The organism is Agrobacterium sp. SORGH_AS_0440 (genome assembly GCF_031453135.1).
Taxonomy (GTDB): domain Bacteria; phylum Pseudomonadota; class Alphaproteobacteria; order Rhizobiales; family Rhizobiaceae; genus Agrobacterium; species Agrobacterium pusense.
Map to the genome: position 1 here is coordinate 39,723 of NZ_JAVIYR010000001.1, position 13,364 is coordinate 53,086.

Annotated in this window: 12 protein-coding genes; 10 read left to right on the forward strand and 2 right to left on the reverse strand. The window is 60.2% G+C overall.

What is annotated here, in order from left to right:
- Positions 1-34: 34 nt before the first annotated feature.
- On the reverse strand, positions 35-946 hold the full coding sequence (locus tag QE453_RS00210) for a lytic transglycosylase domain-containing protein (RefSeq protein WP_042936997.1): 912 nt from the start codon (positions 944-946) through the stop codon (positions 35-37).
- A gap of 168 nt (positions 947-1,114) precedes the next feature.
- The gene (locus tag QE453_RS00215; protein WP_309776144.1) at positions 1,115-2,896 is read right to left on the reverse strand and encodes a PAS domain-containing methyl-accepting chemotaxis protein; all 1,782 of its coding nucleotides are present in this window, start codon (positions 2,894-2,896) and stop codon (positions 1,115-1,117) included.
- A 263-nt stretch (positions 2,897-3,159) separates the two neighbouring features.
- On the opposite strand from QE453_RS00215, the gene QE453_RS00220 reads away from it, so the two are divergent.
- From QE453_RS00220 to QE453_RS00265, 10 genes are all read left to right on the forward strand, one after another.
- Positions 3,160-3,750 carry a methyltransferase gene (locus QE453_RS00220; RefSeq protein ID WP_309776145.1) on the forward strand — a complete coding sequence of 197 codons (591 nt, stop codon included), beginning with the start codon at positions 3,160-3,162 and terminating at the stop codon, positions 3,748-3,750.
- 130 nt (positions 3,751-3,880) lie between these two features.
- Entirely contained in the window at positions 3,881-4,354 is a 474-nt protein-coding gene (locus QE453_RS00225) for a VOC family protein (protein ID WP_072492946.1), read from the forward strand.
- A 261-nt stretch (positions 4,355-4,615) separates the two neighbouring features.
- Positions 4,616-5,959 carry an extracellular solute-binding protein gene (locus tag QE453_RS00230; RefSeq protein ID WP_004444904.1) on the forward strand — a complete coding sequence of 448 codons (1,344 nt, stop codon included), beginning with the start codon at positions 4,616-4,618 and terminating at the stop codon, positions 5,957-5,959.
- Between the two features lie 79 nt (positions 5,960-6,038).
- Complete coding sequence (locus tag QE453_RS00235) at positions 6,039-6,929, forward strand: carbohydrate ABC transporter permease (RefSeq protein ID WP_037092638.1); 891 nt, start codon at positions 6,039-6,041, stop codon at positions 6,927-6,929.
- A gap of 7 nt (positions 6,930-6,936) precedes the next feature.
- Positions 6,937-7,821, forward strand: a complete 885-nt coding sequence (locus QE453_RS00240) for an ABC transporter permease subunit (RefSeq protein ID WP_309776146.1) — start codon at positions 6,937-6,939, stop codon at positions 7,819-7,821.
- 33 nt (positions 7,822-7,854) lie between these two features.
- On the forward strand, positions 7,855-8,976 hold the full coding sequence (locus QE453_RS00245; protein WP_045531724.1) for a sn-glycerol-3-phosphate import ATP-binding protein UgpC: 1,122 nt from the start codon (positions 7,855-7,857) through the stop codon (positions 8,974-8,976).
- Between the two features lie 316 nt (positions 8,977-9,292).
- Positions 9,293-10,618 carry an LLM class flavin-dependent oxidoreductase gene (locus QE453_RS00250; protein WP_309776147.1) on the forward strand — a complete coding sequence of 442 codons (1,326 nt, stop codon included), beginning with the start codon at positions 9,293-9,295 and terminating at the stop codon, positions 10,616-10,618.
- A gap of 151 nt (positions 10,619-10,769) precedes the next feature.
- Positions 10,770-11,765, forward strand: coding sequence for an aliphatic sulfonate ABC transporter substrate-binding protein (locus tag QE453_RS00255; RefSeq protein WP_045531723.1), 996 nt, complete (start codon positions 10,770-10,772; stop codon positions 11,763-11,765).
- Entirely contained in the window at positions 11,762-12,631 is an 870-nt protein-coding gene (locus QE453_RS00260; RefSeq protein ID WP_045531722.1) for an ABC transporter permease, read from the forward strand. Before QE453_RS00255 ends, QE453_RS00260 begins: the two co-directional genes overlap by 4 nt.
- The gene (locus QE453_RS00265) at positions 12,628-13,362 is read left to right on the forward strand and encodes an ABC transporter ATP-binding protein (protein ID WP_309776148.1); all 735 of its coding nucleotides are present in this window, start codon (positions 12,628-12,630) and stop codon (positions 13,360-13,362) included. Before QE453_RS00260 ends, QE453_RS00265 begins: the two co-directional genes overlap by 4 nt.
- Positions 13,363-13,364: the final 2 nt, after the last annotated feature.

Genomic DNA, 13,364 nt, shown 5'->3' on the forward strand with positions numbered 1-13,364 from the left:
CCGATCAACTTGTCATGATCAGCCGCGGCCCCCGCTAGCGGTTGCGGAACACGGTGCAGGGAACACCCGCCCCACGGATTTCACCACAAAGCGCATTGGCTTCGGCTCTGGTCTCGCGGCCGATGCGCGCGGCGTAACGCGGGCGCGAACCGAAATTGCCACCCCTTTGCCGCACGATCAGTGCGCGCTCGGCATTGAGAGGCCCCGACAATTGGCCTATGGCACGGGTAAAGAGCCGGTTCGCCACCGTCGGATTGTAATGGGCGGCAAGCTGCACACCCCATGGCGCCCAGTCGGCCGAAGATATCAGGACGGGATCGTTGATCGTGCGTGTATCGGCAAGCCGCAGGCAGGCGTCGATGAAGGGCCGGCTGCCGTCCAACGCCGGCGCGGCCTTATCCGGTGGATTGTCTTTCCAGCTTTCCACTGGGTACCCGGTGATTGCAAAGACATAATCGCGCGTTTCCACCGGCAGGCGACCTGTCGCGATAAAACCGCGCAGCCCCGCCTCGCCGGCATTATAGGCTGCGGCTGCGAGACCGAAATTGCCGAAGCGCAGCTTCAGCTCCGACAGATAGCGTGACGACGCCTCCAGCGCAGCAATGATGTTGAAACTGTTGTCCAGACCACGCAGCCTCGCCGTTCCCGGCATGAACTGGGCAATGCCTTCCGCCCCCTTCGGGCTCACCGCATCGGCCCGGAACAGGCTCTCCCGCCAGATCAGCCTGGCGAAATAATCCGGCGGAACGGCATGGCGCGCGGCGAGAACCTCGATGGCGTGGCAAAGGTCCCTGTTGTAGCTCTGGGGACTGATGCACAATTCGGGCGCCACATCGTGGGCATGGGCGCAGGACGCCTTGCCGTCAGCCGGCGTTTCGGCCTGCGCCGGCCCCAGAAACGCCGCCAGCCAGCAGAGAACGAGCACGACCCTGCCTGTTGATGTCATCCCTGCCAAACGAAAGTCCCCGTAATCTTCAGGCGCGCTGCGCCGATTATCCGACAATCGCGACGATATGCCTATACCCCGCACTTGCATGGATCGATTTCGGTTTCAGACGTTTCATGGCCCCCCATGCCAAGGCCCGCAGGGGATGGAAGGGAACCGGAGATGCCTCTAAAAGTCCTGCCATTCCTCACGCGCGACAGCCGCGCTCGACGCGCCACGCACGCCCGGCGGGCGGGATAGCGGGCGGCGCGGGGCGGCGGCGCCGGGCTGGTCCGACCAGCTGCGCGTAGAGGCCGCATGACGCGCAGTCTCCTCGAACCGGAACTGGCCAAGGAGCTCGAACAGGGCCGCGGCCTCCCGCGCGAGGCTGTGGCTTGCGGCCGTCTGCTCCTCCACCATCGCGGCGTTCTGCTGGGTAGCCTGATCCACGCTGTTGACCGCCTGATTGATTTCAGCAAGCGCCGTGGACTGTTCGCGGGCCGCATCCACGATCGCCGCCACATTGGTATTGATGTCGCGGACCTGCTCTGCGATTTCCTGCAGCGCCGAACCCGCCCTGGTGACGAGGCCGACGCCGTTTTCCACCTGCTTGCCCGAAGCGTTGATCAGGTTCTTGATTTCCTTTGCGGCCGTCGCCGAGCGCTGCGCAAGCTCGCGCACCTCCTGCGCGACAACGGCAAAGCCCTTGCCTGCCTCGCCTGCACGGGCCGCTTCCACGCCCGCATTAAGCGCCAGAAGGTTGGTCTGGAAAGCAATTTCGTCGATCACGCCGATGATGCTCGAGATTTCCCGCGATGATTTTTCAATCTGATCCATGGCGCCTATGGCATCGCGCACCACCTGGCCTGAATGTTCGGCATGGTCGCGGGCACGGGCAACGATCCTGCCGGCTTCTTCCGCCCGACGGCTTGAGTCACTGACTGCGGTGGTGACCTCTTCAAGCGCGGCTGCGGTCTCCTCTATCGAAGCCGCCTGCTGCTCCGTCCGTCTGGCAAGATCATCTGCCGCGGATCGTATTTCATTCGACCCGGAAGAAATGGCGCCGGCATTTTCAGACACCCGCGTCATGGCCCGCTTGAGCTTCTCCGAAGCCGCGTTGAAATCCGTGCGCAGCCGTTCAAGCGAGGGAATGAAAGGCATGTCGATGCTCTGGGCTAGATCGCCTTCGGCAAGGTCTGTAAGGCACTGCGCCAGCTTTTCGACATTCTCGACACGGCCGGTCACATCGGTCGCGAATTTGACGACCTTGAACACTTTCCCATTCAGATCGAAAATCGGATTATAGGAAGCCTGGATGAAGACCTTGCGGCCGCCCTTGCCAAGACGCATGAATTCATCCGCCACCAGATCGCCGCCGGCGAGCCTTTCCCAGAACTGCCTGTAGGCCGGTGACTGTGTATAGGCCGGCTCGCAGAACATGGAATGATGCCGGCCCTGCACTTCCGCCAGAGAATAGCCCAGCGCCGTCAGAAAATTCTCGTTGGCAGTCAGGATTTCGCCGTTCGGCGAGAATTCGATGATGGCCTGCGCCCGGGAAAGGGCGTCGATCTTGCCGGCGTCTTCCGCCGCCTTCAGCTTGCGTGCGGTGATGGCTGTAGCGATCTTCACCACCTTCACCGGCTTGCCGCGGCGAAACACGGGGTTATAGGAAGCCTCGATCCAGACCTCCCTGCCGCCCTTGCCGATGCGCTTATACTGCTGCTGATCGAACTGACCGGCAGCAAGTTTTGCCCAGAAGCCCTTGTAATCCGCCGAAGCCACGACGGCGGGTTCGACGAACATGCTGTGATGCCTGCCGAGGATTTCCGAAAGTTCGTAACCCAGAGCCCGACAGAAATTCTCATTGGCGGCAAGAATCTTTCCCGAAAGGTCGAATTCTATGATGGCCTGGGATTTGGAAAGCGCGGCGAGAACCGCGAAAGCATTGGCACCACGATCAAGAACACTCAAGCGCGCTTCTCCGATAAAACAGGAAGTTTCCATCCAAAATTATTCACGCATATTATAATTTCAGTATTAATTGATATTTAATGATAATTTTTATTTTCGTCTGATGCACGTGCGTACTTCAGCGAAATTTCCACTCATTGGTTCGTTTTTTGAAATTTCACCCCGTCCCGTAGTCGAAGACACGGCGATGCAATAGTTCCATTGATACATTTGTTCCGAGTCGGAAGCCCGCTTCCGCCTTCGGCAATATATTTGGGGGAGATATGATTGATCTTGTGGCAGTGCTTGCGGTGTGGACCTATATCGGCGGTTTCTTATGGCTGACGGCCCGGCTGGCGAAGCGCACGGGCGAACCTGTCTGGCTTTTTGCCAAGGGTCGCGAAAGGCAAACCGTTCCCGCCACGCTTTTCCGTGTCGCGTTTCTTCTCGGCGCGCTTCTGCCGCTCTTCACCCTCTGGCTGGAACCGCAAGGGGCCGGTTGGCTGCTGGACCGACACTATACCGGCGCAGCCATCCGCTTCGCTGGGGTGGTTATGGCGCTGGCGGGAAGTGCGCTCGCGCTCTACGCGCAGCATTACATGGGCAAATCGTGGCGCATCGGCGCGGCCGAAGGCCATCTCGGAACCATCGTGGATACCGGGCCTTTCAGCATGTCAAGAAACCCGGTCTTCGTCGGGCAGATTGTGCTGTTTACGGGATTGGTTCTGGTGTTCACCTCCGTTCTGCAGCTAACCGTCGCCATCGTCCTCATCATCGCGGTGATGCTGCAGGTCAACATTGAAGAGCGCGTGCTGACAAAGGAACTTGGCCCGGCCTATGTTGCCTATCGCCGCAGGGTGAGACGCTGGCTTTGACACTGGTCACCGTAGCGTTTTCGGAACGTTTTCGCTGCGGCTGCATTTTATGCCGGATGGGGAGCCGTCAATCTGCCCATGAGTTACCCGCCGGCAAGGGGGATGCCGTCAACCTCGGAGGACCATACCCATGCGAAAGAACATGATCTGTATCTGGTATGACAAGGACGCAGAGGCAGCAGCCCGTTTTTATGCCGACACGTTTCCCGATAGTGAGGTGATAAAAGTGTATCACGCGCCGGGCGACTATCCCTCCGGCAAGCAGGGGGACGTTCTCATGGTGCAGTTCACTGTCGCGGGCGTAACCTGCATCGGCCTCAATGGTGGGCCGCAATTCAAGCACAGCGAAGCTTTCTCATTCCAGATATCGACTGAAGATCAGGAGGAAACCGACCGCTACTGGAACGCCATCGTTGGCAATGGCGGCCAGGAAAGCGCCTGCGGCTGGTGCAAGGACAAATGGGGCATCTCCTGGCAGATCACGCCGCGCGTGCTGATGGATGCCATGGCTGCCGGCGGGGCAGAAGCCAGACGAGCCTTCACGGCGATGATGGATATGAAAAAAATCGACGTCGCCGCCATCGAAGCCGCACGCCGGGGTTGATGGAGACAGACGGTTCAGCATCAGGTAGCGGAACGCCCGCTTTCCACGTAAATAACTGACGTCTAAATAGAAATACATGCATTGCGCTTTCAGCGATCGTATTTCGCCGCGCCGACGATGCTGCGCCGCAAGTCATCATAAAACGTTCAACAAAATGTAAGCTATCCGTCAAATACGACTGTTAGCAGAGCCCGTGGCTTCGTGCTCAGGACATGACGTCCCTGCCGATCAGGCCATCATTCCATCAACGGGGCTCAACTCATGAAACCTTCCGCTCTGACCTCTTTCATGGCCGGCGTTGCCATTGCCGCCGCCTTCGGCGCCACGGCTGCCCACGCTGAAAAGACCAAGTTCGAATTCTGGTACGGCCTTTCCGGTGATCTTGGCGAACGCGTTCAGGACACCTGCAAGAAGTTCAACGAATCCCAGGCTGAATTCGAGATCGTCTGCACGTCTCAGAACGATTACGACGCCACGCTGCAGAACACCATCGCCGCCTACCGCGCCAAGAAGCAGCCGGCGATCACCCAGATTTACGACGCCGGCACGCTGGACATGATGCTGTCCAAGGCTTTCGTTCCCGCGAAAAAGCTGATGGCTGACAATGGCTACAAGATCGACTGGGACAATTATTTCCCCGGCATTGCCAATTATTATGCAACGGCTGCGGGCGAGCTGAACTCCTTCCCCTACAATTCATCCACCGCTGTCTTCTATTACAATGTCGATGCGTTCGAAAAAGCCGGCATCACCTTCAAGCCCGATACATGGGAACAGGTTGAAGAGGCCGCGAAGAAGCTGAAAGCCGCCGGTTTCGAATGCCCGCTCGCCTTCAACTTCGACACCTGGATGCTGATGGAACAGTTCTCCGCCATCCATAACCAGCCGATCGCCACCAAAGGCAACGGCTATCAGGGCCTCGACGCGGAACTGACGATAAACAAGACCAAGTTCGTCGACCATGTGAAATTCTTCAAAAAGATGCAGGACGAGAAGCTGTTCGTCGTCAAGACGAAGCAGCTCGGCATGGACATACTGCCCGCATTCACCTCGCAGACCTGCCAGATGTTCATGTCTTCGATTGCCGGGCACGGCACCGTGGGCAAAGGCATGCCTGAGGGCGTGAAGTGGGACGTGGCCATGCTGCCGGTCTGGAAGGGCACGCAGCGGCAGAACTCGCTCGTCGGTGGCGCTTCCCTGTGGGTCATGGCCGGCCGTCCGGAAGCGGAATACAAGGGCGCGGCAGCATTCCTCAACTTCATCGCCCAGCCGGAGATGGTTCAGTGGTGGTCCACGGTCACCGGTTACATCCCGGTCACCAAGACCGGCTTCGACGCCATGAAGGCCAACGGCTTCTACGACAAGGCACCCTATAAGGGTCGCGAAAAGGCAATCGAGAGCCTGACCTTCACGCCGCCTTCCGAATATACGCGCGGCATCCGTCTCGGCAACTTCACGCAGATCCGCAAGGAAGTCTCCACGGCACTCGAAGCCATCTTCATGCAGAATGCCGACGTTCAGGGGGAACTCGACAAGGCCGTCGAGCGCTCGAATGCCGGCCTGCGCCGCTTCGAAAAGACCTATGCCGGCGCCAAGCTGAACTAAGCTTTGCCGTTTTGAAGGGGCTTGCCCGCGGGATCTCCCGGGCAAGCCCGTCCAGTTCTCCACTTTTGCCGGTTACTCAATGGAAAAGCGCGCCGTCTTCAAGAGCACGTGGTTACCCGTGCTGTTCGCCCTGCCGCAGCTTCTGCTGATCTTTCTGTTCTTTTATTGGCCCGTGGCAGCGGTCATCAACTGGGCGTTCACACTTGAACCGCCCTTCGGCGGTGCGGCGGAATTCGTCGGGCTCGCCAATTTCAAGGAGACCTTCTTCGATCCGCTTTACTGGCAATCGGTGCTCGTCAGCCTGATCTTCGCCGTCGCCGGTCCGTTCTTCACCATTCTCATCGGCCTTGTCCTTGCGCTTTGCGTGGATCGCGCCCTTCCCGGCTCCGGCTTCTTCCGGGTGCTTTACATTCTTCCTTACGCCATCGCCGGGCCTGCGGCGGGCATGGCTTTCCGTTTCATCCTCTCGCCGGAACGCGGGCTTGCCGCCTCGCTCAACGCCTGGTGGCCGGATTTGTGGAACCCGGCAAAATATGGCGAGCACGCGCTGATCCTCGTCATCGTCATCTTCATCTGGAAATGGGCGGGTTACACCTTCATCTTCCTGTTTGCCGGCCTGCAATCCGTGCCGCGCGCGCTGACGGAAGCAGCCGCCATGGACGGCTCCGGGCCCGTCCGCCGCGCCATCGACATTCAGGTGCCGTTGTTGGCACCGACCCTGTTCTTCCTGACCGTCATCATGATGACGGAGGGTTTCGTCGGCGCGGATACGTTCGGCATCGTCGCCTCCACCACCGAGGGCGGTCCCAACCGCGCCACCGAAGTGATGGTCTACCGCATCGTCAGCGAAGCGTTCGAGGGGCTGAACTATTCCGGCGCCTCGGCACAGAGCCTCGTCCTCATCGGCCTCATCATGATTTTCACCTTCATCCAGTTCCGCTTCGTCGAGCGGCAGGTCCATTACAAGTGAGGCGACGATGATCCAGCGCACCCCCTATGCCGACGCCCTGACCTACGGGCTGATGATTGCCGGTTTTCTTCTGCTCATCGGTCCCCTGCTCGTCGTGATCGCCGGCGCCAGCCAGTCTGTCGTTCAGGTCAACAGCATCCCGTTCAGCTTTCTGCCACAGGGCGAATTCCTCACCAATGCCCAAACCGCCTGGCAACGCGCCAATCTCGGCAACGCCCTTCTCAACAGCATGATCATGGCCACGCTGGTCACGATCGGCAAGGTGGCCCTTTCGGCCTTCACCGCCTTTGCCATCGTGTTCTTCCGCTCGCCGCTGAAGCACATCTTCTTCTGGACGGTGTTCATCACCCTCATGCTTCCGCTGGAAGTGCGCGTGGTGCCGACCTATTCGGTAGCCGCGGATATTTTCCAGCCATTCCGCTCCATCCTCGGATGGTTCGGAATTGAGGTCTCAGTGGAATGGAACCTCCTGAATTCCTATGTCGGCCTCACCCTGCCGCTGGTCGCAACCGCCACCGGCACCTTTCTATACCGCCAGTTCTTCATGACCATCCCCGACGAACTGGCTGAAGCGGCGCGCATGGACGGATCGGGGCCAGTCCGCTTCTTCGTGGAAATGCTGTTGCCGCTCTCCCGTACCAACATGGCGGCGCTCACCACCATCATGTTCGTTTATGCCTGGAACCAGTATCTCTGGCCGTTATTGATGGTCACCGATCCTTCCTACAAGACGGTGATGATGTCGCTGCGCGCCCTTCTGCCCGCCGAAGACGGCACGCCGGACTGGAACGTGACACTGGCCGGCTCCCTCATCATCATCACACCGCCGCTTCTCGTTGTCGCCTTCCTGCAACGCTGGTTCGTCCGCGGTCTCGTTTCGTCCGAAAAGTGACGGCGCGCGGCTTTTAACAACAAGGTTCCCATCATGGCTCAGATCGATATCCGCCAGCTCCGCAAATCCTATGGCAAGACCCCCACGCTGCATGGCGTGGATCTCACTTTCGGCTCCGGCGAATTCGTCGTCATCCTCGGTCCCTCCGGCTGCGGCAAGTCCACCCTTCTGCGCATGATCGCCGGGCTGGAGGACATCACCTCCGGCGAGATCGCGATTGGCGGACGCGTGGTCAACAGGCTCGAGCCGCGTGAGCGCGGATGCGCCATGGTATTTCAGAACTACGCGCTCTATCCGCACATGACCGTCGCCGGCAATATCGGCTACGCGCTGAAAGTCGCTGGCGTCGCCAAGGCCGAGCGCCAGCGCCGGATCGAGGAAACGGCGAAGATTGTCGGCCTTTCCGATTATCTGGAACGCAAGCCGGCTGCGCTTTCCGGCGGCCAGCGCCAGCGTGTGGCCATGGCCCGCGCAATCATTCGGGAGCCGCAGGTCTTCCTGTTCGATGAGCCGCTCTCCAATCTCGACGCCAAGCTGCGTGTCACCATGCGCGCCGAAATCCGCAAGCTGCACCAGCGCCTGTCCGCCACCTCCGTCTTCGTCACCCACGACCAGGTGGAAGCCATGACGCTGGCCGACCGGCTGGTCGTGATGAACAGGGGCATCGTCGAACAGGTCGGTCATCCCCTCGATATCTATCATCGTCCCGCCAGCACCTTTGTTGCATCCTTCATCGGTTCGCCGGCCATGAACCTGTTCACCACCCGGGTTGAAGTGGAATCCCACGCCGTCATGCTGGCCGGCACGCCGGTGAAACTCTTCCCCGAAACCGCACTGGAACTGCGCGGCCGCGACGTAACGGTCGGCATCCGCCCGGAGCAATGCCTCGTCAGCGCGGATGGCGAGGGCGTGCCGGCCATCGTCGATTTCGTCGAAGAACTGGGATCGGGCCGCATCGTGCACGCCGAGATTGCCGGCGAAACATTCTCCGCTGCCATAGGCGAGGACCTGGCCGTGAAGCCCGGCCAGCGCATCCATCTCGGCCTGCCGGCCGCGCAGCTCCACTTCTTCGATCCGGCTACCGGCAAGCGTATAGAAACGGAAAGCGCCATTGAGACCCGCCGCACGGGGAACGAGGCGCTTCTGGCGGTCTGAACACGGACGGCACCGAAAAAGAGGTCCGGTGGCAGGCCGCCTGCCGGACCTTCACACGACGCGGCCCCTTCACGACGATACGAAGTTGCAGACACATTAACCGCCCGCGACAACCGATCGGCAGCGACGGTTGCATCGTCCCAAACGCGATCCCGGGAAAAATCTTTCGGTTTGGAAATCATAATCGGAATAGTCTTTGCCGCGCCAATTCCCTGACGGGGATATCGTCGCCGCAAGCAAGAAGCGGGCTTGCGCCCGCCAGCGGATGCGACAGCGAGCCGTCCGCGCCGAAACACCGACAAGAGAGTGAAAGCCAATGGCAAATGATCGCAAACTGCATCTCGGCGCCTTTATGAGGCCCGTCAGCCTCCACACGGGCGCATGGCGTTATCCCGGCGCCTTTCCTGCCGCCAATTTCAATTTCGCCCATCTGGCGCGTTTCGCGCAGCAGCTCGAAGCTGCGAAATTCGACGCATTCTTCATGGCCGATCATCTCGCCGTCCTGAACATGCCCACGGAGGCGCTGCGCCGCAGCCATACCGTTACTTCCTTCGAGCCCTTCACGCTTCTTTCCGCCCTGGCCGCCGTCACCCAGCGCATCGGTCTCGTCGCCACGGCGTCCACCACGTTCGACGAGCCCTATCACGTGGCCCGGCGTTTTGCCTCTCTCGATCACCTCAGCAATGGCCGCGCCGGCTGGAACATCGTCACTACCTCGAACCCGGACGCCGCCCGGAATTTCGGCCGTGATGATCAACCCGACCACGCCGAGCGCTATGGCCGCGCGCGGGAGTTCTATGATGTCGTCACCGGGCTGTGGGATTCATTTTCGGATGATGCCTTCATCCGGGATGTCGATAGCGGACTGTTCTTCGACCCTGAAAAAATGCATGTGCTGAACCACAGGGGCCCCGAGTTTTCGGTGCGCGGACCGCTCAATATCGCCCGCCCGGTGCAGGGCTGGCCGGTCATCGTTCAGGCCGGCGCATCCGAACCCGGACGCCAGCTCGCCGCCGAAACCGCCGAGGTGGTCTTTGCGGCCACACCCACCCTTGCAGCCGGCAAGGCCTTTTACAAGGACGTAAAGGACAGGACGGTCGCCGCCGGACGGTCGCGTGATGGCATCGTCATTCTGCCTGGCGCGTTCGTTCTTGTCGGCGATACGGTCGAGGAGGCAAAAGCCAAGCGCGCCAGGCTCGACAGCCTCGTCCACTATGAAAGCGCGATAGCATCGCTGTCGATCGCGCTGGGTCACGATGTGTCCGGTTTCGATCCCGACGCCCCGCTGCCCGACATTCCGGAAACGAATGCGAGCAAATCCAGCCGCGAAAGAGTGATAGAACTTGCCAGAAGCGAAGGGTTGACCGTGCGTCAACTCGCGCAGCGGCTGGGCGGCTATGCGGGGCTCGCCTTCGTCGGCACGCCGAAAACCATCGCCGACGAGATGGAACAATGGCTGCATGAGGAAGGCTCGGACGGCTTCAACGTCACCTTCCCCTTCCTGCCCGCCGGCCTTGACGATTTCACCACGCTGGTCGTACCGGAACTGCAAAAACGCGGAGTTTTCCGAACGGACTATGAGGGTCCGACATTGCGCGATCATCTCGGACTGCACCGCCCGGTCAACCGCTTCTTTGCTTGATAACGGGATGTCGCGCCGATCCCTCCGGGATTAGGGAGATTTTCCACGCCGCTTTCGAAGTTTGGCATGGGGTTCCAGAGGTGCGTATTGACCACAAAAACCCCTGCCTTTAGCCTTTATGTACATAAAATCCATAAAATAGGTGAAGTAGATGAAGGCCGAACATTCCCGCCGCCATATCCTCAAGCTCGGTATTGCCGGCGCGCTTGCCGCGCCGCTTGCAACTCGCGGTGCGCTGGCACAGAGCACGCCGGAATTTCCGGCAGAGCTGAAGCTGGACTGGGGATTTTATTCGTCCCATACACTGCTGATAAAGAACAAGGGCTGGCTTGAGGAAGCGTTTAAGGATGTCGGCACCAAGATCACCTGGGTACAATCGCGCGGCAGCAACAACTCGCTGGAGTTCCTCAAGGTCGGCTCGACCGATTTCGCCGGTTCCGCGGCGCTTTCGGCCTTTCTTGCCCGCGCCAATGGCGTGCCGCTGAAAGTCATCTATGTAGCAAGCTGGGGCGGTTCGTCCATCATTCAGGTGCGTCCGGATTCGCCGGTAAAGACGGTGGCCGATCTCAAGGGCAAGACCATTGCCGTCACCAAGGGCACGGCTCCCTATTTCACCCTTGTCCGCGCGCTTGCTCAACACAAGCTGTCAGTCGATGATCTGAAGGTTGTAAACCTGCAGCACCCCGAGGGGTTCAACGCGCTGCAGCAGGGACAGGTGGATGCCTGGGTCGGTATCGATCCGCACACCTCCCAGGCCGAGCTTGCCGGCGACAGGGCAATTTTCGATGAGCGTAGCTGGCGCGACGGCAGTGTCTTCAGCGTATCGGAGACGTTCCTTGCAAAACACCCGCGCGCGGTAGAGCGTCTGCTCGGCGTGTGGGTGCAGACGCAGAAATGGATCCGCGAGAATAACGGCGAATTCATCGATTTCGTCACGAAGGTCACGGGCAACGACCCCAAGATCACGGAACTTACCATCAACAAGCGTGACTGGAACGACCCCGTCCCGGGTGAAGAACTGCTGAATTCGATCCGTATCGTTACCCCGCTGCTTGGCGACGACGTCCTGCGTCCGGGGGTCAATGTCGACAATGTTCTTGCGTCATTGATAGACCCGGCTCCGGCGAAAAAGGTGCCGGGCGCATGACTTCCCATCCGCGCGAATTTCAGCGCGTGAGACAGCCATCCAGACAGTCTCCTTCCCGATCGACGCTTGTGCAGAAGGTGGGGGCTTTCTTCACACGGTTCGACCTGCGCGGTGCGATTGTGCCGGTCGGGTCTTTGCTGCTGCTCGAGCTTTTTGTTCGCATGGGCTGGGTGAGCCCTTATGTACTGCCGCCGCCGTCGGAACTCTACGATACGTTTCTGCGGCTTGCTGAAGGACCTCTCTGGACCAATGTCGCGGCAAGCACCGCCCGCGTTTTCGTCGGCTTCGTCATCGGCTCGGTGCTTGCGGTCATCGTTGGATCGCTGGTCGGGCTGGTCGTTGCCGCCGAGCGTTATCTGGAGCCCACGTTCCAGGCCCTGCGCGCGGTTCCGAGCCTCGCCTGGGTGCCGCTGCTGATGATCTGGTTCGGCATCGGCGAAACCTCTAAAATCGTCCTGATCGCCAAGAGCGCGTTTTTCCCGGTCTATCTCAACCTGTTCTCCGGCATCCGCAATGTGGATCGCAAACTTGTGGAAGTGGGCGAAATGTATCGCCAGCCCCTGCCCGTACTGGTCTGGCGAATTTTTATCCCGGCCTCCCTGCCTCATCTTTTCACCGGCCTGCGTTACGGGCTGTCCCTCGCCTGGCTGAGCGTCGTGGCAGCCGAGCTTCTGGCCGCATCCGAAGGGATCGGCTACATGCTTTCCGACGGGCGGGAACTGTCGCGTCCCGATCTGGTGATGATCGCCATCATCTGCCTTGCGGTGCTCGGCAAGATATCCGACAGCCTGTTCAAGATCGTCGAGGAACGCTGCCTGCGTTGGCGCGATACCTATCCCCTGCAGGAAGGAGGGCGGTTGCGATGAGCCTGCTTCAGGTAGACGTGCGCGAAAAGGCCTTCGGCGATGCCGTTGTCCTTCAGGACATTCATCTGGGGCTCGGCGATGGCGAAGCGGCGGTTCTTCTCGGGCCTAGCGGCTGCGGAAAGAGCACGCTGCTGCGCATCGCCGCAGGTCTGGACAGGCGATTTGCCGGCGCAGTGACGATCAACACGGCGGAAGAAGACGGAGCGACGGACACGCCGCCGATCGCCTTCGTCTTTCAGGAACCCCGCCTGATGCCCTGGCTGACGGTTGCCGAAAATATCGGCTATGCGGCCGGCAAGAAATTCGACGTGGAGCGGGTTGAAGGGCTGATCAACGACGTAGGCCTCAGCGGCCACGGCGCGGCGCTGCCAAAGGCGCTTTCCGGCGGCATGGCGCAGCGTGTCGCCATCGCTCGGGCGCTCTATACGCAACCGCGTATCCTGCTGCTGGATGAACCCTTCAGCGCGGTCGATGCCTTCACGCGGATGAAGCTTCAGGACCTTGTTCTGAAGCTTGTCGAACAGCGCGGCATCTCATTCCTTCTCGTCACCCACGATATCGATGAGGCTCTCTATCTCGGCGACCGGATTTACATGATAGGTGCCCATGACGGTCGCATACAGGAGGAGATCGAGGTGGACGTGCCACGCCCCCGTGACCGGCGCTCACCCGGGCTGGCAACCCTCAAGAACGACGTGCTGACAGCCCTGCACAAGGCGCATGTCATCTGATC